Annotated in this window: 22 protein-coding genes, 1 tRNA gene and 2 rRNA genes (1 of these 25 only partly in view); 10 read left to right on the top strand and 15 right to left on the bottom strand. The window is 66.3% G+C overall.

Features of this window, described 5'->3' with window-relative positions:
- From R9J51_RS02920 to R9J51_RS02910, 3 genes are all read left to right on the top strand, one after another.
- Window positions 1-598: ribosomal RNA gene (locus R9J51_RS02920) — 23S ribosomal RNA — on the top strand (it extends 2,195 nt beyond the left edge of the window).
- Between the two features lie 119 nt (window positions 599-717).
- Window positions 718-832 (top strand): 5S ribosomal RNA (gene rrf / locus R9J51_RS02915).
- A gap of 91 nt (window positions 833-923) precedes the next feature.
- A tRNA-Met gene (locus R9J51_RS02910) sits at window positions 924-1,000 on the top strand.
- Between the two features lie 336 nt (window positions 1,001-1,336).
- Here the strand turns inward: R9J51_RS02910 and gltX are convergent.
- The 5 genes from gltX to R9J51_RS02885 form a co-directional block, all read right to left on the bottom strand.
- Window positions 1,337-2,662, bottom strand: a complete 1,326-nt coding sequence (gene gltX, locus R9J51_RS02905) for a glutamate--tRNA ligase (protein WP_179505826.1) — start codon at window positions 2,660-2,662, stop codon at window positions 1,337-1,339.
- 44 nt (window positions 2,663-2,706) lie between these two features.
- Complete coding sequence (locus R9J51_RS02900) at window positions 2,707-3,531, bottom strand: arylamine N-acetyltransferase (protein WP_179505825.1); 825 nt, start codon at window positions 3,529-3,531, stop codon at window positions 2,707-2,709.
- 127 nt (window positions 3,532-3,658) lie between these two features.
- Complete coding sequence (locus R9J51_RS02895) at window positions 3,659-4,750, bottom strand: alpha-hydroxy acid oxidase (protein WP_432787799.1); 1,092 nt, start codon at window positions 4,748-4,750, stop codon at window positions 3,659-3,661.
- Window positions 4,747-5,427 carry a Fe2+-dependent dioxygenase gene (locus tag R9J51_RS02890; protein ID WP_179505824.1) on the bottom strand — a complete coding sequence of 227 codons (681 nt, stop codon included), beginning with the start codon at window positions 5,425-5,427 and terminating at the stop codon, window positions 4,747-4,749. Before R9J51_RS02890 ends, R9J51_RS02895 begins: the two co-directional genes overlap by 4 nt.
- A 10-nt stretch (window positions 5,428-5,437) precedes the next feature.
- On the bottom strand, window positions 5,438-6,187 hold the full coding sequence (locus R9J51_RS02885; RefSeq protein WP_179505823.1) for an energy transducer TonB: 750 nt from the start codon (window positions 6,185-6,187) through the stop codon (window positions 5,438-5,440).
- Between the two features lie 404 nt (window positions 6,188-6,591).
- On the opposite strand from R9J51_RS02885, the gene R9J51_RS02880 reads away from it, so the two are divergent.
- Window positions 6,592-8,991, top strand: a complete 2,400-nt coding sequence (locus R9J51_RS02880) for a TonB-dependent receptor (RefSeq protein ID WP_349237584.1) — start codon at window positions 6,592-6,594, stop codon at window positions 8,989-8,991.
- A gap of 81 nt (window positions 8,992-9,072) precedes the next feature.
- On the opposite strand, the gene R9J51_RS02875 is transcribed toward R9J51_RS02880, so the two are convergent.
- The 4 genes from R9J51_RS02875 to R9J51_RS02860 are packed head-to-tail and all read right to left on the bottom strand — an operon-like array spanning window position 9,073 to window position 12,262.
- Window positions 9,073-10,029: an FAD:protein FMN transferase gene (locus R9J51_RS02875; RefSeq protein ID WP_432787798.1), complete on the bottom strand. Its 957-nt coding sequence runs from the start codon at window positions 10,027-10,029 to the stop codon at window positions 9,073-9,075.
- 23 nt (window positions 10,030-10,052) lie between these two features.
- Window positions 10,053-11,045: a DUF4198 domain-containing protein gene (locus R9J51_RS02870; protein ID WP_179505822.1), complete on the bottom strand. Its 993-nt coding sequence runs from the start codon at window positions 11,043-11,045 to the stop codon at window positions 10,053-10,055.
- Between the two features lie 13 nt (window positions 11,046-11,058).
- On the bottom strand, window positions 11,059-11,565 hold the full coding sequence (locus R9J51_RS02865) for a DUF2271 domain-containing protein (RefSeq protein ID WP_179505821.1): 507 nt from the start codon (window positions 11,563-11,565) through the stop codon (window positions 11,059-11,061).
- Between the two features lie 22 nt (window positions 11,566-11,587).
- Entirely contained in the window at window positions 11,588-12,262 is a 675-nt protein-coding gene (locus R9J51_RS02860) for a PepSY-associated TM helix domain-containing protein (RefSeq protein WP_168558010.1), read from the bottom strand.
- Window positions 12,263-12,507: 245 nt separating this feature from the next.
- Here R9J51_RS02860 and R9J51_RS02855 point away from each other — a divergent pair, with 245 nt between their 5' ends.
- Window positions 12,508-14,310, top strand: a complete 1,803-nt coding sequence (locus R9J51_RS02855) for a methyl-accepting chemotaxis protein (protein ID WP_168557974.1) — start codon at window positions 12,508-12,510, stop codon at window positions 14,308-14,310.
- Between the two features lie 18 nt (window positions 14,311-14,328).
- On the opposite strand, the gene R9J51_RS02850 is transcribed toward R9J51_RS02855, so the two are convergent.
- Together R9J51_RS02850 and glpX are read right to left on the bottom strand one after the other, a co-directional pair.
- Window positions 14,329-15,987: a hypothetical protein gene (locus R9J51_RS02850; protein WP_179505820.1), complete on the bottom strand. Its 1,659-nt coding sequence runs from the start codon at window positions 15,985-15,987 to the stop codon at window positions 14,329-14,331.
- 108 nt (window positions 15,988-16,095) lie between these two features.
- On the bottom strand, window positions 16,096-17,091 hold the full coding sequence (glpX, locus tag R9J51_RS02845; RefSeq protein WP_349237585.1) for a class II fructose-bisphosphatase: 996 nt from the start codon (window positions 17,089-17,091) through the stop codon (window positions 16,096-16,098).
- 109 nt (window positions 17,092-17,200) lie between these two features.
- Between glpX and R9J51_RS02840 the strand changes: the two genes are divergently transcribed.
- Window positions 17,201-17,725 (top strand): hypothetical protein, encoded by a 525-nt coding sequence (locus R9J51_RS02840; RefSeq protein WP_168557976.1) that lies wholly within the window; start codon window positions 17,201-17,203, stop codon window positions 17,723-17,725.
- Window positions 17,726-17,792: 67 nt separating this feature from the next.
- Here the strand turns inward: R9J51_RS02840 and R9J51_RS02835 are convergent, their stop codons facing one another.
- Both R9J51_RS02835 and R9J51_RS02830 read right to left on the bottom strand, forming a co-directional pair.
- The gene (locus R9J51_RS02835) at window positions 17,793-19,115 is read right to left on the bottom strand and encodes a homoserine dehydrogenase (RefSeq protein ID WP_168557977.1); all 1,323 of its coding nucleotides are present in this window, start codon (window positions 19,113-19,115) and stop codon (window positions 17,793-17,795) included.
- A gap of 76 nt (window positions 19,116-19,191) precedes the next feature.
- Window positions 19,192-19,962, bottom strand: a complete 771-nt coding sequence (locus R9J51_RS02830; protein ID WP_248290623.1) for a hypothetical protein — start codon at window positions 19,960-19,962, stop codon at window positions 19,192-19,194.
- 449 nt (window positions 19,963-20,411) lie between these two features.
- On the opposite strand from R9J51_RS02830, the gene R9J51_RS02825 reads away from it, so the two are divergent.
- From R9J51_RS02825 to R9J51_RS02810, 4 genes are all read left to right on the top strand, one after another.
- The gene (locus R9J51_RS02825; protein WP_168557979.1) at window positions 20,412-21,074 is read left to right on the top strand and encodes an energy transducer TonB; all 663 of its coding nucleotides are present in this window, start codon (window positions 20,412-20,414) and stop codon (window positions 21,072-21,074) included.
- Between the two features lie 96 nt (window positions 21,075-21,170).
- Entirely contained in the window at window positions 21,171-21,932 is a 762-nt protein-coding gene (locus tag R9J51_RS02820) for a MotA/TolQ/ExbB proton channel family protein (RefSeq protein WP_168557980.1), read from the top strand.
- A 127-nt stretch (window positions 21,933-22,059) separates the two neighbouring features.
- Window positions 22,060-22,590 carry an ExbD/TolR family protein gene (locus R9J51_RS02815; protein ID WP_168557981.1) on the top strand — a complete coding sequence of 177 codons (531 nt, stop codon included), beginning with the start codon at window positions 22,060-22,062 and terminating at the stop codon, window positions 22,588-22,590.
- 65 nt (window positions 22,591-22,655) lie between these two features.
- On the top strand, window positions 22,656-23,093 hold the full coding sequence (locus R9J51_RS02810) for an ExbD/TolR family protein (protein WP_168557982.1): 438 nt from the start codon (window positions 22,656-22,658) through the stop codon (window positions 23,091-23,093).
- A gap of 191 nt (window positions 23,094-23,284) precedes the next feature.
- Here R9J51_RS02810 and R9J51_RS02805 read toward each other — a convergent pair whose 3' ends face one another.
- A complete protein-coding gene (locus R9J51_RS02805; RefSeq protein WP_179505818.1) occupies window positions 23,285-23,626 on the bottom strand; it encodes an arsenate reductase family protein in 342 nt (113 codons plus the stop codon).
- Between the two features lie 24 nt (window positions 23,627-23,650).
- Window positions 23,651-24,160 carry a (2Fe-2S)-binding protein gene (locus tag R9J51_RS02800; RefSeq protein ID WP_169476971.1) on the bottom strand — a complete coding sequence of 170 codons (510 nt, stop codon included), beginning with the start codon at window positions 24,158-24,160 and terminating at the stop codon, window positions 23,651-23,653.
- Between the last annotated feature and the right edge of the window lie 39 nt (window positions 24,161-24,199).

Below are 24,199 nucleotides of genomic sequence, written 5' to 3'. Positions count from 1 at the left end.
GATGGTAGGCTCAGGACGGTTGGAAACCGTCTGCTAGAGTGCAATGGCATAAGCCTGCCTGACTGCGAGACTGACGAGTCGAGCAGAGACGAAAGTCGGTCATAGTGATCCGGTGGTCCCTCGTGGAAGGGCCATCGCTCAACGGATAAAAGGTACGCCGGGGATAACAGGCTGATGATTCCCAAGAGCTCATATCGACGGAATCGTTTGGCACCTCGATGTCGGCTCATCACATCCTGGGGCTGGAGCAGGTCCCAAGGGTTTGGCTGTTCGCCAATTAAAGTGGTACGTGAGCTGGGTTCAGAACGTCGCGAGACAGTTTGGTCCCTATCTGCCGTGGGCGTCGATACTTGAGAGGAGTTGCCCCTAGTACGAGAGGACCGGGGTGAACATGCCTCTGGTGTACCTGTCGTTCCGCCAGGAGCGCAGCAGGGTAGCTATGCATGGACGGGATAACCGCTGAAAGCATCTAAGCGGGAAGCCTCCCTCAAGATAAGGTATCATCGAGTCGTGGTAGACCACCACGTTGATAGGCCGGGTGTGGAAGTGCGGTAACGCATGAAGCTAACCGGTCCTAATCACTCTTATCATGCTTGTAGAATCCACACCCTCACCAACAACCCTGCGCAACCCGCAGAACCAACGGTGAAACCCGGACGATACCAAGCCAGATCCCAAACCATCGATCTAAAAACATCATGTGCGCCCGCTCCATTGCCTGGTGACCATAGCGTCTGTGAACCACCCGATCCCTTCTCGAACTCGGCCGTGAAACCAGTCCGCGCCAATGGTACTAACGCTCAAGCGTTGGAAGAGTAGGTCGTCGCCAGGCATTGAAGCCGGCGCGCATGAAAAAAACCCATCACAATCTCAAATCCAACAAAGCCCCGTCGAATACATCGACGGGGCTTTGTTGCTAACATCGCGGGGTGGAGCAGCCCGGTAGCTCGTCAGGCTCATAACCTGAAGGTCGCAGGTTCAAATCCTGCCCCCGCAACCATATCCAATCATGCTAAACCGCCTCAGGATATCCTGGGGCGGATTTTTTATGCCTGTTTTCTGTGGCTTACGCCCGAGTCGCGCCTTCCCAGGATGCCTCTCTGGACCCCACCAAACGCCAGGACGTCGATTTGCATTTGGGGGTATTTTATGGGGTAATCGCCGCAACACCAGCGGAGTACCCCCAGATGGCGCTCAAGGAACTCGAAGTCCGCTACGCGGCCAAGCGGCAAAAGGACTACAAGCTGGCCGATGGTGAGGGCCTGTACCTCCTCGTCAGGCCCAACGGCTCGAAAGCGCCACGGCGGGGTTGCGTTTCCGGCTCTAGGACCGGCGCTCAGGATAGGCGGCGCACCGCCTCGTCCTGGGCGATCAGCGGCAGCAGGGCTTTCATGTCGGGCCCGTGGTCCATGCCGGTCAGCGCCTGGCGAAGCGGCAGGAACAGGGCCTTGCCCTTGCGGCCGGTGCTGTCCTTGAGTGCGCCGGTCAGGGCAGGCCAGGGATCGTTCGTCCAGTCGAGCGTCGCTGCCACTGCCGCGGCCTCTGCCAGGAAGGCGCGCGTGTCTTCATCGAATGCCGGGGCGGCGATCGGTCCCTGGATGACCCGCCACCAATCGGCCGCTTCGCCGATGTGGGCAAGGTTGGGGCGGATCGCTTCCCACGCCGCCTCACCCATGCCCTGCGGCAGCAGGGCGGCAACGCGCGCGTAGGGCAGGCGATGGACCACCCCGGCGTTGACGCGCTGGAGTTCGGCTTCATCGAAACGAGCCGGGGCGCGCCCGAAGTGGGCAAGGTTGAAACTGGCGGCCAGTTCCTGCGCGGTGAGTGCCGGGTCGACCGGATCGGACGTGCCCAGCCGCGCCAGGAGCGCGACAAGGGCCTCGGGCTCGATCCCCGCCTCGCGCAAGTCTGCCACACCCAGCGAGCCCAGGCGCTTGGACAACTTGCCTTCGCTGCCCGTAAGCAGCGCTTCATGCGCGAAACGCGGCGGCGTGGCGCCCAGCGCCAGGAACATCTGCACTTGCGTGGCGGTGTTGGAGACGTGGTCTTCACCGCGCAGCACGTCCGTTACGCCCATCTCGATATCGTCGATCGCGCTGGGCAGCATGTAGAGCCACGAGCCATCGGCGCGGCGCACCACCGGGTCGGACATCTGGCGCGGATCGAACTGCTGGGGCCCGCGAATGCCGTCATTCCAGGTGATCGGCGTGTCATGGTCGAGCAGGAAGCGCCAATGCGGCTTTTCACCGGCCGCGGCCCGGGCGGCGTGATCGGCCTCGGTCAGCGCCAGGCCTGCGCGATCATAAATCGGCGGCAGACCGCGCCCGAGCAGGATCTTGCGCTTGAGATCGAGTTCCTGGGCGGTTTCATAACAGCGATAGAGCCGGCCGGCGGCCACCAGGCGCTCGAACGCGGCTTCGTAGATCGCGAAGCGGGCGGACTGGCGCTCCTCGCGTTCCGCGTGCAGGCCCAGCCACGCGAGATCCGCGCGGATCGCCTCGGCGTATTCTTCCCGGCTGCGTTCGGCATCGGTATCGTCGATGCGCAGCAGGAAGCGCCCGCCATGCTTTTGCGCCAGCAGCCAGTTGTGCAGCGCGGTGCGGATATTGCCGACATGCAGGCGGCCGGTGGGCGAAGGCGCAAAGCGGGTAACCACAGTCATGGCCCGCGCTATAGCGCGATTGGCGGCCAAGGCCACCCGTGGCGTTAGCCGAACAGGCGCGGTGCGAGCTGGCCCACTTCGGTATCGCTCAGTTCGATGTGGAAGACATCGGCCAGCGTGCGTTGCCAGGCTGCCGGATTGGGCAGGTCTTCCACATGGCGCGTCTTGGCGGTCTGCACCGTCATCTGTCGGTCGAGCAGCGAGGCAAAGCCTTGGGGCTGGACGATCGAGACGATGCACGCTTGCGTGAAGCGCGATTCTGGGCGCGTGGCGACCCAGTGGTTGGACATCGCGAGATCGAGAGCGCCGACTTCGGTGGTGTCGAAGCTGTATTGCGCTTCCCACGTGGCGCCATCCAGGCTGCGTTCCACCTCCCATTCGCCGCGCAGCGAACCCGGCGCCCGCGCCCGGCGCAGGCGGTGGCGATAGCCATCGGCGGCGAGCGCGCTGACGCCATCGACCAAGGGCATGGGCGGGACATAGGACGAGCCGAACCCGGCGTCACCCAGCCATTGCTCGCCGCCCAGCGTCACCAGGCTGAACGTGTGGGTGCGCGGCGGCACCACGCCCGGCGCCACCCGCAGCCAGACGCGGGCCAGCAGCGGCCGATTGGGCATGCCCATGGTGGCCAGCATCGCGCCGAACAGGCGGTTGTGTTCAAAGCAATAGCCGCCGCGCGCGCGATCGACCAACTTGCCGCGAATGTCCGCCGGCTCCAGGCCGATGCCGCGGCCGAGCATCACATCGAGGTTTTCAAAACCGATCGACTGGCGATGGGCGCGCTGCACCTGTTCAACCCCCTGCGGGGTGGCGGCAGGCGAAGTGGCAAGGCCGATGCGGGTGAGATAGCTGGGCAGGTCGCAGATCATGCGGCGGGGCTTAGAGCATTTTCAAGGCAGGTGGAATCACCTGCCGACTCGGAAAATGCGGCAAATCAAAATGGTAGAGCGCCGGCTTTGACGCAGTCAAAGTCGATCGCGACCTACCGCCTTGCGCTCACAAGGCAACCACCAGTGCGGGGTCGATCTCGTCCACATGCGAGCAGCCGCATTGGGCCATGGCGAGCTCGAATTCGGTGCGCAGGATGTGCAGCATATGGGCGACGCCCGCCATCCCGCCCACGGCGAGGGCATGGAGTTGCGGCGCACCAACCAGAACGGCCTGTGCGCCGAGCGCCATGGCCTTGAGTGCATCGGCGCCGCTGCGAATGCCGCCATCCAGCAGCAATGGATAGCCCGGCCCCAGCGCGGCGCGGATAGAGGGGAGCATGGCCAGCGCCGGCACCACCCCATCGAGCACCCGGCCGGCGTGGTTCGACACGATGACGCCATCGGCCCCGGCATCACGGGCGCGCAGGGCATCGTCGGGGTGGAGCAGCCCCTTCACCACCAGCGGCAGGGCGGTTTCGCGGCGCAGCCAGGCAAGCGTTTCCCAGGTGGGTGCCTGCCGGGCCAGGGGACTGCCAAACACCAGGTGCTGCCCTTGCGCGCCGGCATGGTGCCGCTGCGGCGGGAAGCCGGCCAGATTGGCCGCGCCGACCCCGTCGGGTAGAACGAATTCGGCGCGCTTGATCGCGGCATCCACGGTGAAAACCAGCACGCCATAGCCGGCGGCTTCGGCCCGGCGCACCAGGGCCAGCGAATGGGCCGGATCGGGCTGCGCGTAGAGTTGGAACCACGCCGGCGGTGGCGCGGGGTGCTGCAATTGCCCGGCGGCATCGCGAAGTGCCTGCGCGATTGCTTCCAACGGAACGCTCGACAGCGTGCTTGCCACCAGTGCGGTATCCATCGCGGCGGCGGCCTGGGCCGTGGCGATTTCTCCCTGAACGTGGGCCAGGCGATGGTATGCGACAGGTGCCAGCAGGATGGGGGCGGCGTGGATCTGGCCAAACAGGGTGGTGGCAGTGCCACCCTTGTCCAGGGCACGCAGCATGCGTGGCACCAGGCCCCAGCGGGCGAGCGCGGCGCGGTTGGCGGGTGTCGCGCCTTGCTGGATATGCGCCCAGGTGGCAGGCGCGAGCCGTGCCGCGGCGTGGCGCTCGTAATCGGCCAGCGTGGCAATATCGTCTGGCAAAGGTGCGGCGCTCAAGGTTGCGACCAGCGGCGCAGCAGGTTGTGATAGACCCCGGTCAACGCGGCGACCGAAGGATGATCGGGCCGGTCGGTGGCCAGGGCCTGGATCGCCTGATCCATTTCGAACAGGCTGCGTCGGTCCGTTTCCGATGGGACCAGGCTCTGCGTCCAGAAGAACGCGGCGAGGCGGGTGCCACGGGTAACCGGGGTGACGTGATGGTGGCTGGTGCCGGGGTAGAGCACCATGTCGCCAGCGGCGAGCTTGACGCGGTGGGCGCCGTAGCTGTCTTCCACCACCAGTTCGCCGCCCTCGTATTCGTCTGGGTCGGACAGGAACAGCGTGCTGGAAATGTCGGTGCGCACATAGGTGTCGGTGCCCGGCATGCGGAACAGCGCGTTGTCGATATGGCTGCCATACGTGCCGCCACCCTCATAGCGGTTGAAGCGCGGGGGCAGCACGCGCAGCGGCAGGGCGGCGGCGATGAACAGCGGTGTCTGGCCCAGCCGTTCGAGAATGCGCTGGCCGAGCGCTGCGGCTACCGGGCTGTCGAGCGGGAGTTGCAGGTTCGCCTTGGTCCGCACGGCCAGGTGGCCGGCGGTGGTGCGGCCGTCTTCCCATTCGGCCTCGGCCAGGGCGGCCCGGGCCTGCGCCAGATCGTCCGGCGTCAGCACGCCGGGAATGTGCAGCATCATGGCGCGGCAATCAGCCCTGCAGCACGAAGGGAATCGAAACGAGGCCCTGAATCATCATCGCCTGGCCGTTCTGGCGCGTGGGTGTCCAGCGCCAGCGCTTGACGGCTGCGAGCGCGGCGCGATCGAGCCGGTCGAAGCCACTGGAGCGCGACAGGCCGATCTCAGCCACGCGGCCATCAATGCCCACCGTGACATTGAGCACGACAGTGCCTTGCTCGCGCGCGCGGCGCGAATCGATCGGATATCGGGGCGGCGCTGCATCGACCAGGTTGGCCGACAGGTCGCGTCCCGTGGCAACCGAGGGTGCTGCCGGGGCAGCAGCCGACGGTGCGGGCGAGGCTGCGGCGGGCGCCGCCGTTGCCACCGGTACGGCCACCGGGGCCGGGGCGGGCGCGGTGGCCACGGCAGGCGCCGGGACCGACAAAGCAATAGGCGGCGGCGGCACCACGATGGGGGAGGCCGGCCGCAGCGGGGATTGGGGATGCTGCGGCGCGGCCTGGGGGGGAGGCGGCGGCGGGGGCGTGAGATCAGCCGAGAGGCGCACGGCGGTGAGCACCTCGCGATGCGGTTTTGCCGCGATGATCCCCAGCGACAGGAAAGCGGCGAGCAGTCCGCCGACGGCGGCACCAGCCCCGATCAGGGCCAGGCCACGCGGCCGGGTGCTCGCCTGATAGCGCGAGGGCTGCCAAGTCGCGACGCGCAAGGGCACCACTTCGCCACGCGGCCCGGTTTGGGCCGGGCGAGGCGCAAGGGATGGCATTGCGATCAAACTGGCCTGGCTGCTCACTATTCTGGCCCCCGTTGGCGGTTCCGCAGGTTATTGAGAGTCATTCGCATAGCCACTTCGCAATGCGAAGTCGAGCGAATAGATCGCAATAGCATTACATTTGTCGCGCTTCCTCACCGCATCAGCCGCCGGCAGACTGCCGTTGGCAGGATGGTTGGCTCCATTTCGCCAACGCTTGACCGGCATCCGGCGCAGCTGCCTTGACCAGGCGCAAATTGGCGAATCATTATCAATAGCGTTGCGACTGATAGCAGTTCGCATTAAGGGCGGCCTATTCGTCTGGTGGAGAGGGAGCAGCGGGGCAGGCCAACAGGCCGTCCAAAACCTGCAACCCCCTTCGCCGTCGCACGCACATGACCTGCGCAAAGGATTGATGAGTGAGGGATTCTTCTGATCGCAACAGCGCTGCCGGCGCTGCCCGCTTCCTGGCCCTGGGCTGCATTGGCCTCATGGCCGGCACCGGCCCGGCCTTGGCGCAGGATGGCACGACCGCAGCCGAACAGCCGCGGGTGCTCGGTGGGGTAACGGTCACCGACACGGCCATCGTCGAAGGCAGCTACAAGACCGACAAGGCCGCCTCGCCCAAGTACACCGCGCCCCTGCTCGATACGCCGCGCTCGATCACCGTCATTCCCGCGCAAGTCCTGCAAGACAATGCCACCGCCAGCCTGGCCGATGCGCTGCGTTTCGTGCCCGGCATCACGCTGGGCGCGGGCGAGGGCGGCAATCCCCAGGGTGATCGCCCGTTCATCCGCGGCTCTGATGCGCAGAACAGCCTGTTTCTGGACGGCGTGCGCGACATCGGCGCGCAATCGCGCGATGTCTTTGCCATCGACCAGATCGAAGTGGTCAAGGGATCGGACAGCACGATGAACGGCCGCGGCAGCGTGGGCGGAGCGATCAACCTCGTGTCCAAGCAGCCGACCAGCGAACGCTTTGCCAATTTCTCTGCTGCCACCGGGACGGCCGAATATCGGCGCCTGACCGCCGATGTGAACCAGCCGATCGGCAACGTGGGCCTGCGCCTGGCTGCAATGTACCACGACCAGCACGTGGCCGGCCGCGATGCGGTGTGGCAGGATCGCTGGGGCGTGGCGCCGTCGGTGAAGTTCGGCCTGTCTGGCCCCACCAGCCTGACGCTGGATTACTATCACCTGGAAAGCCACGAACTGCCCGATTCGGGCATTCCCTATCTCTATACCACCGCCAATGCCCCGGCCGGCTATAGCGAGACCACCGTGGCTAGCACGCCGCGCACGGCGTTCTATGGCCTGGTCGATCGCGATTTCCGCCACACCCTGGTCAACACCGGCACCGCCCGCCTGGAGCACCGGTTCGACAACGGCCTCACCTTGCGCAACACCACGCGCTATGGCGTTTCCAGCCAGGGTTATGTGCTGACCCAGCCAGACGATAGCCAGGGCAACGTGCTCAACGGCAACGTCTGGCGGCGGGCCAACACGCGCTACAGCCGCACGACCGGATTCATCAACCAGACCGATTTCTTCGGCACGTTCACGCTTGGCGGGATCAAGAACAGCTTTGCCGTGACCGGTGAAGTGAGCCGCGAAACCGCCAATGTCGGCAGCTATGTCTCCAATGCGGCCACGGGCACGGCGATTGCCACGGGAACCACGGCAGTGGGCGGTCGCTGCGGCACGGCATCGATCGCGGCCTACAACTGCACCAGCCTGGCCAACCCCAATCCCTATGATCCTTGGGTAAGCTATACCGCCGATGGATCGGGCGTGACCACGCCGATCGTGCTTTCGGCCGAGAAGACCTGGACCAGGGCGCGCACCAATACCCAGGCGGTTTCGGTGTTCGACACGGTCAGCTTTTCCGATGCGCTGCTGCTCAACCTGGGTCTGCGCTATGACCACTATGTCACCCGCGTCAGCCCCGGCCTGGCCGTCACCGCCGCCGATGAAAGCGGCCGGGCGTGGTACAGCCGGATCGACAACCTGTGGACCTGGCAAGCCGGCCTGACGTGGAAGCCTGCGCCCAACGGCAGCATCTATGCCTCTGCCTCCACCGCCGCCACGCCGCCGGGATCGTACCTGGCCAATGGCAGCGAAAGCAACGCGCTCAACACCACCAGCCAGGCGATCACGGATTCGCTCAAGGTGGAGCGCACGCGCAGCTATGAAGTGGGCACGAAGTGGAACCTGCTGGGCGAAGGGCTTTCGCTGACCCTGGCCGCATTCCAGACCGAAACCACCAACGCCCGCGCCACTGATGCCAACGGCACGGTCACGTTCGTCGGCAAGAAGCGGATCAAGGGGATCGAACTGTCCGCCAGCGGCAACATCACCGACCGCTGGAACGTGTTCGGCGGCTATACCTACATGGATTCGACCATTGTCGATGGCGGCTATTCGTCGGTCACGGCTGGCGGGGTAACCTATTACGTGGCCTCGCCCAGCACCGGCCAGCGTTTCCCCAACACGCCCGACCACAGCTTTACCGCGAACACCACCTACAAGGCCACCGATAGCCTGTCGCTCGGCGCCAACGCGCTGTACATGAGCAAGGTCTATGGCGGCTATGGCGCCGCGGTGAGCGGCGGCGTCGTGACCAAGACGCTCGCGCGCTATGTGCCTGGCTATTGGCGTTTTGACGCCAATGCCACGTTGCAGGTAACGCCGCGCTTCTCGCTGCAAGCCAATGTCAACAACCTGTTCGACAAGCGTTATTACGACAAGGCCTATAACTCGCACTTTGCCAGCCAGGCTGCCGGCCGTACCGCGATCCTCACGGCCAACGTCAAGCTCTGAACGGTCCGACACACACAATGGGCCGCCAGATACGCTCCGGCGGCCCATTTGATGTTCGATGTAATAGTTAACGTATCACGATTATTCGAGCATCGCGGTCAATGCGGGGCTGAGCCATTCCGCCCCATTCTCGTCGATCAAGCGCGCCGCCAATCCATGGTGCGCCGCCATCGCCTGCGCATCGGCTGGTGATCTGACGAGAAGCGCGCTGGCCCATGCGTCGGCCAGTCCGCCGCGCGCGTGGATCACGGTGGCTGCGAGCGATCCAGCACAAGGCTCGCCCGTGGCCGGATCGATGGTGTGGCCGCCCAGATAACGGCCCGAAGTGGCCATGCTCAATTGGTGCAGCGCCACGCGCAGCGGCGGCAGCGCCAGGCCGGGCGGGCTTTCCACGTCCACCCACCATGGGTCTCCATCCGGGCGAAGCCCACGCCCGGCGCATTCGCCGCCCACTTCGACCAGGGCATGGTTCAAGCCGGCCTGGGCCAGGAGATCGGCTACGGCATCGGCAGCATGACCTTTGGCCACGCCTGACAGATCGAGCCACAGGCCGCCTGGTTGGCGCAGCCAACCTTGTTCCAGGATCACGCGCTGCCAGCCCGAGGCGGCGCGTGCCCGTGCCAGGGCGACGGCATCGGGCGGAAACGCGTGGCGGTTGGGGCCCAGGCTCCACGCGTCGGTCAGGCGGCCGATGGTGGGATCGAACGCACCGGCCGATGCACGGGCGACGCTGAGCGCTTGGGCCAGGACCGTGGCCAGATCGGGGGCAAGCCGGCACCAGGTGCCAGGCTTGGCGTGATTGAAGCGCATCAGCGGGCTTTGACCGTCCCAATGGCTCAACGCCCGTTCCATGCCATCGAGCCGGGCCTGGATGCGGGCGAGCAATTGGGCCTGGGGCGGTGCACCTGCCGGAATGGCCAGGCGCACGTGCCATTGCGTGCCCATGGTCTTGCCCGAAAGGCTGGCCACGGGCGCATGAGGATCGAACCCGGCCAGATTGGCCGGGTCGATTGTGGGCGGCACGGCGATCCGTCGCAACAGGGGCGCCATGCCGGGCAAGGTCAGGGCGCCACCACTTCCAGCGTGGTGGTGTAGCTGGTGCGGCGGTGCGCGGCGCGCGGGTTGGCCGGGTGATCATCGGCAACACTGGCGTTGAGCCAGTAGAAGCCGGCAACCGGCCACTTGACCGTCACCACGCCATCGGTGCCTGTGGTCAGTTCCTGCGCCCCTTCGATATCGCGATAGCGCTTGCCACCGGGAACGACCGTCACCTTGAGCTTGGCGGCCGGCTGGCCGTCGATCAGGAAGCGGAACTTGCCGGGCTCGTCGGTCACCAGTTCGTCGGGATGGGTGACGGGCACCATTTCCAGGCCCTTGCCGGTGGGGGTAAAGGCCTGCGTGGTGGGCGTGCCGGCGGTAACGAACACGAAGTTGCGGTTGAGCGTCTCGGTCAGGCTCACGTCGGTGGCATTGGCCGGAATGTCGGCCACGCTGGCCACCATGTGATCGGGCGCGATCTGCACGCGCGGGCCACCTTCGCCGCCCGGACCGCCGGGACCACCAGGGCCACCAGGGCCGCCGGGGCCGCCAGGACCACCGGGCATCATGCCGCCCGGACCACCAGGGCCGCGTGGGCCGGCAAAGTTACCCGGGCCACCCGGACCACCAGGGCCCCCCGGCCGGCGCATGCCCACACCCCACAGTTCGCCGTTCACTTTGAACGTGCCGGAAAGATTGGCCATTTCAGTGCCGATCTTCCAGGTGCCGGGCTTGTCGATCGCCACGTCGAATACCGAGCGCGTGCGCAGGCGCGCGGCGTTTTCCACTTTGCCTTCGGTGCCATCGGGCGCCCAGACTTTCACCTGCTCAACCCCCAGGGGGAAATGATCGGGATAGAACAGGTCGTTGGAAACGGCCGCGTCCACGGTGACCGACTGGTTGGTATCGGCCAGCACGGTGATCGAGGGCAGCAGCCACATGCGGTGGGCCTGGGCGGGGCCGGCCAGGGCCAACGCCATCAGCGGCGCGGCCATCAGGAAAGTCTTGCGATTCATCGGCAAAGTCCTGTCAGCGAAGGGAAACGGAAACCTGGCCCAGTTCGGCATGGCCACTGGCGCCCGCCGGGGCAGGCTTGGCGGGGACGGAAAACGGCACTTGCACCAGTTCACGGCCGCCGGTTTCGCGCGCGGCTTCCACGAACAAGGTGTAGGCGCCCGGCTTGAGCCCGGCTGGCAAGGGGATGCGATAGGCGCCGGGCGCGCGGGTCTGCCCCGAAAGGCCATCGGCCGGCAGCGAGAGCGAGCGGCCGCCCTTGCGCCACCAGCTGCGCAGATCGCCCAGCCACTTGGTGCCCGGTTCGCGGCCCACTTTCTTGATATCGTACCACACCCACAGCGTGCGCGCGGCGCCGCCGCCGGCGGGCTCGATCCAGCCGGCCACATAGGGGCGGTGGTATTCCGCCACTGCAAGGCGCGGCACGTTGACGGTGATCACGCCCGCGGGCGCGGCCGGCGCGGCGAAAGCGAGCTGCGGTGCGGCCAGCACACCGGTTGCCAATGCAAGGGACTTGCGCATGAACGATCGGTTCTTTCTTGCGTCAGTGGATGAAGAACAGGGCAATGCCGGCCGGTATCACCAGGCCCAGCGCCACCAGGGGCCAGGTGGCCGGGCGATGGCGGGCATGAAGCTGCAGCAGGATCAGCCCGGTCAGCGTGAAGACGACGCAGGCCAGCGCAAAGACATCGATGAACCAGAACCACACCGATCCGGTATTGCGGCCCTTGTGCAAGTCGTTGGCCCAGGAAATCCAGCCGCGGTCGGTCTTTTCCGAAGAGATCGCGCCGCTTTGCCGGTTGATGCTGACCCAGCGATCCGTGCCCGGGCCGGGCATGGCGACATAGACTTCGTCGTCAGACCATTCGCCGGCACGCCCCTTGGGGTCGATGCCCACGGCCCCGGCCACGGCGGCGGCCACGGCATCTGGCAGGGGGGCGTCGCTGGCCGCCGGGGCGGGTTGGATCTGGCGCAGCAGCGGGCCGGGCAGGGTGGCATTGCGATCGACCACCACGGGCTGCGCGTTGATCTGCGCCGCGTGATTGAGCGTGATCCCCGTGATCGCGAACAACATCATGCCGACCAGCGCAATCGCCGCGCTGATCCAGTGCCAGGTGTGGAGCTGCTTGAGCCAGAACTGCCTGGCCTTGCGCGCTTTCTTGGCATCCGCGCGCGCGGGGGGCCGAGCGGGAGCCCGGGCGGGGGCTTGCGCGGGCACGCTGGCCGGCGCGGCGGCCTGGCTGTGGGGGCGGTCGATCTGGTCAAGCGTGCTCAAGGGGGTGTCCGTCCGAGGCGGTCTGTTAGGTCGCTCCTAACCTAATGCGAGTCATTTGCAAGTTTGCCATTGTATCAAGTCTGTTACGGATTCGTGCGGCTCCGCATTTGCCCGCACGCCGGGCTGCCCGCCCATTAAGCATCCCAACGCTAGGGAACGTGTGAAAATCCGCCACCGGAGTGATCTCGATGCTGAGCGTGCAAACCCGGCAAGCGACACGGCTTGTCATCGGCCTGGTCGTCCTTGCCATCGCGCTTGCCGCGTTCGTGGTCGGTCAAATCCGCTTTGGCGGGCCGATGCACCACGAAAGCCTGCTGCAGGACGAACTGCTGGCCGATATTCTGCCGCCGCCCTGCTTTGTGGTGGAGCCTTACCTGCACACCACGCTGATGCTCACCGATCCCGGCCATGTCGAGCCTGGGATCAAGGCCCTGCAGGAGGAAGAAGCCCAGTTCAAACAGCGTCTGGCCTATTGGCAGGCGGCGCCCGTGCCCGATGACATGCGCGGCGCCGTAAACGCCACGCTGGATGCCGAAGTGCAATTCTGGAAGACGGTGGACGAACAGTTCGTGCCGGCCGTTCGGCGCGGTGACAGCGCCGCGATGCGCGCGGTTCACGATGGCCCCCTGACCCAGGCCTATGGCCTCCAGCACGATCGCGTGAATGCGCTGGTCGACCTGTCCAACGCCGAGCGGGGGCGCCTTCTGGATGAAGGATACCGGCGGGTGCTGGGTTCGCTGGCGCTGGCCGGGCTGTTGGCGCTGGCCGTGCTGGCAGTGATTGTCTGGGCCGGGATCCAGCTGCGCCGCCGAGTGATCGCGCCGCTGGTGGGCACGGCGGCCGGCATTCAGGAAATGGCCAAGGGGGATTACGATTACCCCATCGATGGCAATACCCGGCCGGACGAAATCGGCGAAATCGTGCGCGCGCTGGATGTGTTCCGCGGTGCGGCCAAGCGCAGCCAGGCCGGCCGGCGCGATCAGGAACTGGTGGTCAGGGCCTTGACCCAAGGGCTCGACGTGATGGCCGCACGCAATCTGGAAGTGCGCCTGGAAGACCCGTTCCCCGGCGACCTCGATACTTTGCGCAACAATTACAACACGGCCGTCGGCGCCATGGCCGAGGCGCTGCGCGCGGTGCGCGTGGGTGCCAACAAGGTGTCGCGCGCGATTGCCGAGATCCGCGCCGCGTCCGAAGACCTGGCCCAGCGCAACGAGCAGCAGGCTGCCAGCCTGGCCACCACGGCGCATTCGCTCGATACCGTGACCAGCAGCGTGGGCGAAACGGCCGAGCGCGCCGCCAACGTGCAAAGCGCGGTGGGCGCCGCGCAGCGCGAGGCCGAGGCCGGCGGAGACGTGGTGACCCGTGCGGTGGCGGCCATGGCCGGGATCGAAGCTTCGTCCGAGAAGATCGGCCAGATCATCAGCGTGATCGACGGGATCGCGTTCCAGACCAACCTGCTCGCGCTCAACGCCGGGGTGGAAGCGGCGCGTGCCGGGGACGCCGGCAAGGGCTTTGCCGTCGTGGCCAGCGAAGTGCGCGCCCTGGCCCAGCGCAGCGCCGACGCCGCGCGCGACATCAAGGAACTGATCGGCGAAAGCACCGCGCAGGTAAGCCAGGGTGTGACGCTGGTGGGCGAAACCGGCGAGCGGCTGGGTGACATCGTGGCCCGCGTGGGCGAGATCGGTGGCCTGGTTTCAGGCATTGCCGAAGCGGCGATTTCCCAGGCGGACAAGCTGCGCGAAGTGAATCGCGCGGTCAGCGACATGGACCGCATGACGCAGCAGAACGCGGCCATGGTCGAACAATCGTCTGCCGCCACGCGCAGCCTCGCGACAGAGGCCGAGGCTTTGGCGCAGCTCGTCGGCACGTTCCAGACCCGCGACGTGGCCAACCGCCCGGCCCACGTCGCCAAGGCGGGAGACCTGCGCCGCGATTCGATGTTGGAACAGGCCCGCACCGGCCCCCGCCTGGCTCTGGCGGCGGGCTGACCGGGGCCGCCTGTCCTGCTATTTCGCCGCTGCGCCGGCCTTTGCGCGCTGGGCAAGTGCTTCGGGTGAGGGGATCACCTGGCCCAGCTCGGCAATGACCGGATCGGGATCGATCAGCAGCGCTTCTGTCGTGTGGCCATCGTCCTTGCTGCCCAGCCGCACCCAGGCAATCGACGGCTTCTGGCCGTTGATGAAGATATTGAACATCTTGCCTTGGGCCTTGGCCGTGAGCGCGGCATGCAGCAGCAAGGCATCGGGCTGGGTCAGGGGCGCGCCGTCGTTGAAATAGGCCACCAGGCCATTGGGCCTCGGCTGCTTGGGCACGATTGCCATTTTCGATTTCTGGGTGTTCCACACCTGCTTGCTCTGCGCCTCGAACGCACTGACCGAGGCATAGGGCAGGATGTAGGAAAACAGCGTGCGGTTGTTCTTGTCGCGCTCGGCCAGGGCGGCCAGCATCCGTTCGCGCCGGCGGTTTTCGCGCTGCAGCCGGGTTTCCGCCAGCATGCCGATCTGTTCCTCGGGCTTGCTGCCGGGCAGCAGCAGCGCGGCCACGCCTTCGAGCGCGCCTGCCGAGGGGGCGGTCCATTCACTGCGCGCGGTGAAAACGCGCCGCGCTTCGGCCACCTTGCCGGCGTGGAACGCGGCCACCACGCCGTAAAGGTCCAGCAATTCGATCACGTTGCTGGCGTCGGCCTCGGCCTTGCCTTCGGCTCGGCGCGCTTCCAGGTTCTGGCGCGCTTGCTCGGCCCGCTTGGCCGCCAGCTCCCACTGGCCGGCCAGGGCCAGCGTGAGGGCGCTCCCGGCATAAACCGCGGATTCGCGCGTGTCGGCCAGTTGCGACTCAAAATCGGCCAACAGCGTCTCGCGCCGCGCTGCCGCCTCGGCAAAGCGGCCGGCATCCTCCAGGCGAATCGCGGCGCGCAGCAGGCTCAAGGTGTCGAGCCGCGCGGCCTGGTCGTAGAACCGCAGCTCGTCAGCCGTCAGGGCCATGCCCGCCACGAGGTAGGGGTCGGCAGCCACTTTGGGATACCACGACCACGGCATCTTCAATGCGCCGCGAATCCGCACGGCGGTCGATCCCTCGGGGTCGCCCAGTCGCAGCCGCGCCTCGCCTTCCAGCAGGTCAAACGACAGGCCCATGGATCGGTCGAAATAGGGATTGCCGACCAGGTTGGCGGCCTGCGCCTCGGCCCGGGCCTTGCCCACGTCGGCCACGGCGCCGCCGAAATCCCTGGCTTCGATCCGGTGCGCCGCGCGCGCCAGGATCAGGGGCAGGCGGCGGATCACGTTGTGTTCGCCCTTCTGCGGATCGTCGATCAGCTGGCTGCAGGCCTCCACCCCCTTGGCGCCGAACTGGCGCTTGGCCGGATCGGCCATCTCGCGCGCGGGGGCCAGCAGGCCCAGCAGCGTGACGGCGCCCACCAGCCGGGCAAAGCTTTCGCCACCGGTCAGGTTGTTGGGATTGCCGTCGCAACGCAGGTACCAAGAGCCGTTCTTGCGGAAATCCTCCAGCTCGGCCGCTTTTGCTGCAGCCTCTGCATTGCGTTGCTGTTCCTTGGTCAGCGGCGCAGGCGGTGCCGTCACCGGCGCGGGCGGCGCGGCATCGGCGGCCTGCGCCACGGCGCCATGCAAAATGGCCAGGGCAGCGGCCCCGGCCAGGATGGATCGGTTCATTGTGTCTTGCCCCCTGCTGCGTTCGTCAACGCTGCCCAGCAAACGGCATTTTGCAATGTTTCGCAATATGCCGCCTGCGTGCGATCGTGGGCAAGGCAAGCGCCAGGCTCAGCGCGGTCGGCGGTGTTCGCCTTTCACCCAGCGGACCGTGCCTGACGACGCGCGCATCACCACGCTGTCGGTGGTCATCACCCCGTTCTTGCGGATCTTGACGCCATCGAGCAGCGAGCCGTCGGTCACCCCGGTGGCGGCAAAGATGCAATCGCCCTTGGCCAATTCGTGCAGATCGTAGATCTTGCCAAGATCGGTGATGCCCCACTTGCGCGCGCGGGCGCGTTCGTCCTCGTTGCGGAACAGCAGGCGTCCCTGGAACTGCCCGCCCACGCAGCGCAGCGCGGCGGCGGCCAGCACGCCTTCGGGTGCGCCGCCCGTGCCCATGTAGAGGTCGATGCCGGTGTCCTCGTTGGTCACCGCGATCACACCGGCCACGTCGCCATCGGGGATCAGGCGAATGCCGCAGCCCAGGCTGCGCAGTTCGCCGATGATGCCTTCATGCCGCGCGCGGTCGAGCACGCAGACCACGATATCGCCCGGCTCCACGCCCTTGGCGGCGGCCACGGCCTTGACGTTGTCGGTGACCGACCGGTTGAGATCGATCACCCCGGCGGGGTAGCCGGGGCCAATCGCCAGCTTTTCCATGTAGACGTCGGGCGCGTTGAGCAGGCCGCCTTCTTCGGCCACGGCCAGCACGGCCAGGGCATTGGGGCCGGCCTTTGCCGTGATCGTGGTGCCTTCCAGCGGATCGAGCGCGATGTCGATGCGCGGTCCGGTGCCGGGGGCAGAGCCAACCTTCTCGCCGATATAGAGCATGGGCGCCTCGTCGCGCTCACCCTCGCCGATCACCACGGTGCCATCCATGTAAAGTTCGTTGAAGGCCGCGCGCATGGCCTCTACAGCGGCAGCGTCGGCTGCCTTTTCGTCGCCGCGGCCGATCAGGCGTGAAGCACCGATCGCCGCAGCTTCGGTGACACGTACCATTTCGAGCACGAGAACACGGTCGAGAACTTGGGAAGCTGCGGGCTTCTCGGGAGATTGGGCGGTCACGGTGCCTCCTGTGGGTGGACAAACAGCGCGGTCGACGCCTGTGCAGACGTATGCACGCTATGTCTGGGCAGCCCCTAGACGGGAGGTTACCGTGTTGTCGAGAGTGCCCTTGCCGATTGTTGCCATGGCTCTGGCCGGCTGGCTTGCCCTGGGCCAGGCGCCCGCTGTTCGCGCCCAGGATGCCACGAGTGCCTCGGCTGCTGCGCCTGCCACCGATGCTTCCGCCGATCCGGCCCCGGCCGTCAAGGTGCCGCAGGTGGCCGGCCCAGGCCTGCCCACGTTGAGCGACACCGACGGCAATATCGCCCAGCGCATCATCACCGGCAGCCAGGCGACGCGCTGCCGCCCCGGCCGCAGCGCCGATGGCGCGATCGTGGTGTGCCGGGATGCCGAATCGCGCGAGAAGGAGCGCCTGCCCCTGCGCGACCAGACCGACACCGCCCAATCCACCAACGACGGCCTGCCCCGCGCGCCCAATGTCTTTGGACTGGCACCGTGCAAGGGCAATGGCGCCTGCGTGGGTTTTGGCAGCGTGCCGCCACCGATGTATTACTTCGATATCACCGCGCTGCCCGAGCCGCCCGCCGGATCGGATGCGGACCGCATCGCCAAGGGCGAGATCCGGGCGCCTTGAACTGCAAAAAGGCCGGGAAAGGGTGTCCTTTCCCGGCCTTTTTGCATTGGCGATCAGGCGGTTTGCCTCATTCTTCCAGAATCGGCAGCACCACCGGCGCCTCCGCCAGGCAGGGCGAGCCGTCGAGCAGGCGCAGCGCATGGTCGATTGCGCTTTCCGGTCCGTCGTGGGTCACCATGTGCACCAGGACGGTATCGGCATCGCCGGCCACCGGGCCGGGCGTTCCCTTCTGGATCAGGCTTTCGATCGAAACCCCGGCATCGCGCATCGCCGCGGTGATTTCCGCCAGGGCGCCGGGGCGATCGGCCACGTTGAAGCGGATATAGGCGCTGCCGATGCGCTGGCCGGTCTGCGCGGGCGGCATTTCGCGCAGCTCGGCAACCGGCATGGAGAAGGGCGCACCGATGTCGCCGCGGGCGATGTCGATCAGATCGGCCACCACGGCGCTGGCGGTGGGGCCATCGCCCGCGCCGGCGCCCTGGAATAGCAGGCGCCCCACGAAATTGCCTTCGGCGACCACGGCGTTGGTGGCCCCGTCAACGTGGGCCAGCGGATGATCGCGGTGGACCAGGTGGGGTTGTACGCGCTGCACCAGGCGGCGCTGGCCGGCGGCGTCCAGCTCGGTATCGGCCATGCCGATCAGGCGGATGTAATAGCCCAGCACATCGGCCTGGGCGATGTCGGCAGCCACGATGCGGCGGATGCCGGTGGTGGTCACGCTCTTGAAATCCACCTTGGTGCCGAATGCCACGCTGGACAGGATCGCCAGCTTGTGGGCGGCATCGATGCCATCGATGTCGAACGTGGGGTCCGCTTCGGCATAGCCCTTGGCCTGGGCTTCGGCCAGCACGTCGGCAAAGTCGCGGCCGGTGTCTTCCATGGTGGAAAGGATGTAGTTGCAGGTGCCGTTCAGGATACCATAGACGCGGTTGATCTCGTTGGCGGCAACCCCTTCCTTCAGGCTCTTGATCACCGGGATGCCACCGGCGACCGCCGCTTCGAACTTGAGCGCGGCGTCGGCCTTTTCGGCCAGCGCGGCCAGTTCCAGGCCGTGGTGGGCGATCATCGCCTTGTTGGCGGTGACCAGGTCCTTGCCCGCGGCCAGCGTGTTGCGCGCCAGGGTCAACGCCGGGCCGTCAGACCCGCCGACCAGTTCCACCACCACGTCCACGTCGGGCCGCGCGGCCATCGCGGTCATGTCGTCTTCCCAGGCATAGCGCGACAGGTCGACGCCGCGATCCTTGCTGCGATCGCGCGCGGCCACGGCCACGATCTCGATCCGCCGCTCGGCCCGGCGGGCAATGAGATCGGCGTTGGTTTCGATCAGCCGGATCACGCCACCGCCAACGGTGCCGAGCCCGGCGAGCGCGATGCGCAAGGGTTCGCTCATGGTTTTCCCACTCTCGTCAAGTCTGGGGGTGCCCTAGGCGAGCGCCGCCCAAAAGGCCAGTATCAGTGCGTGGGCATCAGTGCGCGGGCCGGTTGCGCGTGCATGGTCCCAGTTCACGCACCACCTGGGCATAATCCTCGCTGGCGATCTGCCGATCATCGGCCGTGCCGCCGATCACGCTGCGCGGCGGCAGGGCCGGGGGCAGGGAGCAGGCCAGGCGATACCAGGCCAGGGTTTCAGGCTGGGGCGGCTTGGCCGATTGATCGACGATCTCGGAAAAGCTCACCCCCCAGACGGTGGGCTGGCCGGGGCGGCGCAGGATCGAAAGCGACGCGGGCTTGCCGTCGGGCGTGGTCAGGAAGACCTGGGTTTCCCCCTCCCCGGCCAGATTGCCGGGAACGTGCATGGTTTCGCGCACGCCGGTGATCAGCGGCGGCTGGTCCCGGTTGACCAGTTCGGTCAGGATCGGGCGCAGGCGCGCTTCAAGTTCGGGCGTCCACGCCAGCATGGCATCGGGCGCCACCAGCTTGAATTCGCCCGGTCGGCCATCCACCGTCTCACCCAGCAACAGCACCGGCAGCTTGCGCAGCTTGGGCACCTTGCCGCGCGCATCGAGCGGAACGTCGGCCAGGAAGCGCAGCGTCTCGCCAATGTCCGAGCCCACCAGCAGCGCGGTGGTGCGCGCCTCGATATAGAGCCGGACCTTGCCCGGGGCGACGTCGGTGGCGATGCCGGGCTTGATCGTGGATTGGACGGTGATTTCCGCCTTGGCCACCACGCGGGCGGGCATCGCCAGATCGACCAGATCGGCATAGCTGAGCGCCGGCCCGTCGATCGGGCGAATCATTGCCGGGGGTGTCTGGGCCTGCAAGGGCATCGAAATGCTTGCAAACAGCAGCGAGCCAGCGACAAATTTTCGCACTGGATGCGCGGATTTGGGCATATTCCTCCTTCCGTGCGGCGCTGCGCCGCAAAATTGCTAAGATTTCCTTGCGATTGCGGGACGCATGGCTGAATCATGGCTTAACCGATAAAGCATTTGCGCCCTTATGGGTTCGGCGTTAAAGCTCCCGGTCGTTCGGGCAAAGAAAAAACCAAGTCCGAACCATGCCGCCGCCGGGCCCTCTGCGTCCGATGTCGGCGGTCCGGGTTGTTCGGCAGGGTGGAATGAAATCGCTGGATTGTCTCGTCGGCCGGAACGGTGATTCCGGGCGTCGGTCCTTTCTGGGCGCGATGGGCGTTGTCTTTGGGCGATGTATCGGGCCTGGCCGGGACGTTCAGGAGTAATGGAGCTGAATGGCATACGCTGACCAACAGATGAGCGGTAACAAGATCACCGCGCTCATCATCGTTGCTGTTCTTCATGTCGTCGTGGGGTATGCGCTGGTCACCGGCCTTGCCTACTCGGCGTTCAAGAAGATCAAGGACGTGACCACCGCGGTCAAGATCGAAGAGGAAAAGCCGAAGGAGCCGCCGCCGCCGCCCCCGAAGCAGCCTGATCAGCCGCCGCCGCCGATCGTTGCGCCGCCGCCGCCGATCAACCTGAATCTGGCCCCGCCGCCGATTCAGGCTGTGACGACGCCGCCGCCGGTCGCCCCGCCGCCGGCTCCGGTCGTGCTGCCTCCGGCGCCCGCTGCGCCGCCCCCTCCCCCGCCTCCGCCGCCGCCGGTTCCCGGTACGCCGCGTGGGAACCCGGGTGATTGGGTGACGCCGAACGACTACCCCTCGCGTGCACTGCGTGAAGGTGCCACCGGCACGACCGGCTTCCGTCTGGAATATGACGCAGGCGGTAAGCCGACGAACTGCACGGTCACGCGCTCTTCGGGTAACCAGGAACTTGACGCCGCAACCTGTCAGAATCTGATGCGTCGCGCCCGTTTCAAGCCCGGCACCCAAAATGGGCAGCCAGTCGGCAGCGTGTACTCCAGTTCGGTGCGCTGGCAGATCCCGAAGGATTGATGCTCGACATCGATCCTGGGGATCAGCCCCGGGTTCGGCCAACGTCCCTGCGCAGCTTTTTGCACTTGCTATCGAATTCTTGAGAGGAAGACCCGAATGTTTATCCAGACGCTTGCCGCTGCTGCGGCCAATGCCGCGCCGCAGAACAAGTTCGGCTTCGTTGAAGCCCTGCAGGCCGGCGGTTTCATTTCGTACGCCACGGTGACCATCCTGGGCATCATGTCGTTCGGCTCGTTCTTCATCCTGTTCACCAAGTACTTCGAACAAGCGAAGATCCTGGGCCAGTACAAGGCTCTCGCCAACTTCTGGCGCGCGCCTTCGCTGCGTGAAGGCGCTGCCAAGCTGGACAAGAACAGCGCATGGCGCCAGCTCGTCGACGACGGCATCGCCGCCGAAGACCAGCACGCCAAGATGACCGACTCGCTCGAAGCCCATGACTGGCTGCACGGCTCGCTCGCTCGCTCGGAAGCTTCGATCAACGCGCGTCTCGCCGGTGGTCTGCCCTTCCTCGCCACCGTGGGCGCCACCGCGCCGTTCATCGGTCTGTTCGGTACCGTGGTCGGCATCTACCGCGCGCTGATCGCCATCGGTCTGGCCGGTTCGGCCTCGATCGACAAGGTGGCCGGCCCCGTCGGTGAAGCTCTGATCATGACCGCGCTGGGTCTGCTCGTCGCCGTGCCGGCCGTGCTTGCCTACAACTGGCTGCAGTCGCGCAACAAGAAGATCGCCGAGCTGCTCCAGGGCTTCTCGACCGACGTTCTGGCCAACATCACCTCGAAGGGCGCTGTGAAGCCTGCCGTGGGTCCGGCTCCGGCCGCCAAGCCGGTTGCTCCGGCTGCTGCTCCGGTCAAGAAGTAAGCTGTCACCCCAAGACCGGTGGCAACCGCTACCGGTCTTGTCCGCAGAACGCGGGTCATGGCCAGGGCGGCCTTACCAGCCCACACCCTGGCCCCTCCCGCGGCTTCAATCGGATAGGATGTAACCAATGGCAATGTCTGTAGGCGGCGCTGGCGGAGAAGAACGCCCGATGTCGGACATCAACACCACGCCGCTCGTGGACGTGATGCTGGTGCTGCTGATCATCTTCCTCATCGCGGTTCCGGTCGCGATCCAGACCGTCGAGAAGCTCAAGGTTCCGGTTCTTCCCTCGGAAGAAACGCAGGACAAAGTTGAAAACCTGCTTCTCGCCGTTGTCTCGACCGACGCGAACGGCCGCAGCCCGCGCGAACCGGGCTATCAAGGCTCGACCCGCAACGGTGAATGCCGCGTCTATTTCAACAACGTGACTCCGGTGGACAACACTGAGCTGTACAAGCAGGCTTTCGAGCGCCTCGATGCGATCGTGAAGCGTGAAGGCGGCGCGGCCAACATGGACCCGGAAAAGATCCCCGAAGTGCACATCCGTGGCGACGTCAATGTTCCGTGGAAGTGCATCGCTGGTGCGATCTACAACGTGCAGGCTGCGGGCTATCCCAAGGTCGGCTTCATCTCCACCCCGGTCGATCCCAACGGCTAAGGCCTGACGGAGACCGCCCGGGGCGCGCCTTTCGGGGCGCGCACGGCGAACAGGAGTAACACACCATGGCAATGAGCGGCGGCAAGGACGATGGCGCGCCGATGATGGAAATGAACACGACGCCGTTGATCGACGTCATGCTCGTGCTCCTCATCATGTTCATCATCACCATCCCCGTGGCCACGCACTCGGTCAACGTGAACCTGCCGCAGGCGACCCCGCCTACGAACACGCCTCACATTGACCCGGTGAAGAACAAGCTGATCCTGACGCAGGATGGTCAGATCCTCTGGAATGGCTCGACCATTACCGAAGGCAACCTGATCTCGCTGCTCCAGGCGACCAAGGCGATGAATCCGGAACCGGAACTGCAGTTCCAGCCGGACGCCTATGCCAGCTATGAAACGGCCAACCGGCTGCTGAAGGACATCACCGAATCCAAGGTGACCAAGTTCGGCTTCGTCGGGAACGAAAACTTCGCCACCTTCGGGAAGGCGCAGTAAGGCTTTCGGGCCCGTTTCTTCCGGTTGCCACACCGGAAAACCCGATCAAGGGGCGGAGCGATCCGCCCCTTTTTCTTTGTCTGTGCGCAGCATGATCGAGACAAACAAGGCGGGGCCACGGATCAACGCCGCGGCCCCGCTTTATGTTCAGGCGATCCAGCCCCGGCACATGGACCGGCGGCACGCCGCCGTCAGAGGATTTCGAAGACCTTTTCCTTGGGCCGGCACAGTCGCACGCCCTTGGGCGTTTCCACCAGCGGGCGCTCGATCAGCTTGGGCTCGGCCGCCATGGCAGCCAGCACGGTGGCGTCATCCGCTTGGGGAAGCCCGCGCGCCTCGGCATCGGTGCCGCGCAGCCGCAGCCCTTGTTGCGGGGTGAGGCCGGCATCGCGATAGAGCTGCGCCAGCTTTTCAGCCCTGGGCGCCGTCTTGAGGTATTCGATCACAGTCACTTGCGCACCGGCTTCCTGCAACAGGGCCAGCGTGTTGCGCGAGGTGCCGCAGGCGGGATTGTGCCAGATCGTGGCGTGCATCGAAATCTCCTGATGAGAGTGGAATCAGAATCCGCCGGTCGTGGCGGTGCGCGGCGCGGGCAAGCGCACCGGCGCTTCCTGGCCGCGCAGGATACGGCCGGCGCGCTGCACCGCGCGCACCAGCCGGGGCTGCACCCCACACCGGCACACGTGGGGCAGGGCGGCGGCGATGTCGGCCTCGGTCGGATCGGCGTTGTGGGCAAGCAGCGCTGCCGCCGCCATGACCAGGCCGGGTGTGCAGAACCCACACTGGATCGCCTGCTCGGCGGCAAAGGCCTGCTGCACGGGGTGGCTGCGATCGGGCGACAGGCCCTCGATCGTGGTCACGCTGCGCCCTTCGGCTTCTCCCAGCGACAGGGTGCAACTGGGCATCGCCTGGCCATCGACCATCACCGTGCAGGCGCCGCATTCGCCGGTGCCGCAGCCATACTTGGTACCGGTCAGATTGGCGGCATCGCGCAGGGCCCATAACAGCGGCGTGTCAGCAGGCAGGCGAATGTCGAGCGGCTGGGCGTTGAGCGTGAGGCTGGCCATGGCCGGTGTATAGAGCAGCGCAGCCCAGGCTCAATGCCC

Origin of the sequence: Novosphingobium rhizosphaerae, from assembly GCF_050920675.1 — a bacterium.
In the GTDB taxonomy this organism is placed as follows: Bacteria; Pseudomonadota; Alphaproteobacteria; order Sphingomonadales; family Sphingomonadaceae; genus Novosphingobium; species Novosphingobium rhizosphaerae.
The sequence above is the reverse complement of the archived record's forward strand: the minus strand, read 5'-3'. Positions and strand labels throughout refer to the sequence as shown.

Excerpts from the sequence above, each read along its gene's own strand:
- gltX (WP_179505826.1), bottom strand. The coding sequence starts at position 2,662 with ATGACTGTGGTTACCCGCTTTGCGCCTTCGCCCACCGGCCGCCTGCAT.
- R9J51_RS02900 (WP_179505825.1), bottom strand. The coding sequence starts at position 3,531 with ATGATCTGCGACCTGCCCAGCTATCTCACCCGCATCGGCCTTGCCACT.
- R9J51_RS02890 (WP_179505824.1), bottom strand. The coding sequence starts at position 5,427 with ATGATGCTGCACATTCCCGGCGTGCTGACGCCGGACGATCTGGCGCAG.
- R9J51_RS02885 (WP_179505823.1), bottom strand. The coding sequence starts at position 6,187 with ATGCCATCCCTTGCGCCTCGCCCGGCCCAAACCGGGCCGCGTGGCGAA.
- R9J51_RS02870 (WP_179505822.1), bottom strand. The coding sequence starts at position 11,045 with ATGAATCGCAAGACTTTCCTGATGGCCGCGCCGCTGATGGCGTTGGCC.
- R9J51_RS02865 (WP_179505821.1), bottom strand. The coding sequence starts at position 11,565 with ATGCGCAAGTCCCTTGCATTGGCAACCGGTGTGCTGGCCGCACCGCAG.
- R9J51_RS02855 (WP_168557974.1), top strand. The coding sequence starts at position 12,508 with ATGCTGAGCGTGCAAACCCGGCAAGCGACACGGCTTGTCATCGGCCTG.
- R9J51_RS02850 (WP_179505820.1), bottom strand. The coding sequence starts at position 15,987 with ATGAACCGATCCATCCTGGCCGGGGCCGCTGCCCTGGCCATTTTGCAT.
- R9J51_RS02835 (WP_168557977.1), bottom strand. The coding sequence starts at position 19,115 with ATGAGCGAACCCTTGCGCATCGCGCTCGCCGGGCTCGGCACCGTTGGC.
- R9J51_RS02830 (WP_248290623.1), bottom strand. The coding sequence starts at position 19,962 with ATGATTCGCCCGATCGACGGGCCGGCGCTCAGCTATGCCGATCTGGTC.
- R9J51_RS02825 (WP_168557979.1), top strand. The coding sequence starts at position 20,412 with ATGGCATACGCTGACCAACAGATGAGCGGTAACAAGATCACCGCGCTC.
- R9J51_RS02820 (WP_168557980.1), top strand. The coding sequence starts at position 21,171 with ATGTTTATCCAGACGCTTGCCGCTGCTGCGGCCAATGCCGCGCCGCAG.
- R9J51_RS02815 (WP_168557981.1), top strand. The coding sequence starts at position 22,060 with ATGGCAATGTCTGTAGGCGGCGCTGGCGGAGAAGAACGCCCGATGTCG.
- R9J51_RS02810 (WP_168557982.1), top strand. The coding sequence starts at position 22,656 with ATGGCAATGAGCGGCGGCAAGGACGATGGCGCGCCGATGATGGAAATG.
- R9J51_RS02805 (WP_179505818.1), bottom strand. The coding sequence starts at position 23,626 with ATGCACGCCACGATCTGGCACAATCCCGCCTGCGGCACCTCGCGCAAC.
- R9J51_RS02800 (WP_169476971.1), bottom strand. The coding sequence starts at position 24,160 with ATGGCCAGCCTCACGCTCAACGCCCAGCCGCTCGACATTCGCCTGCCT.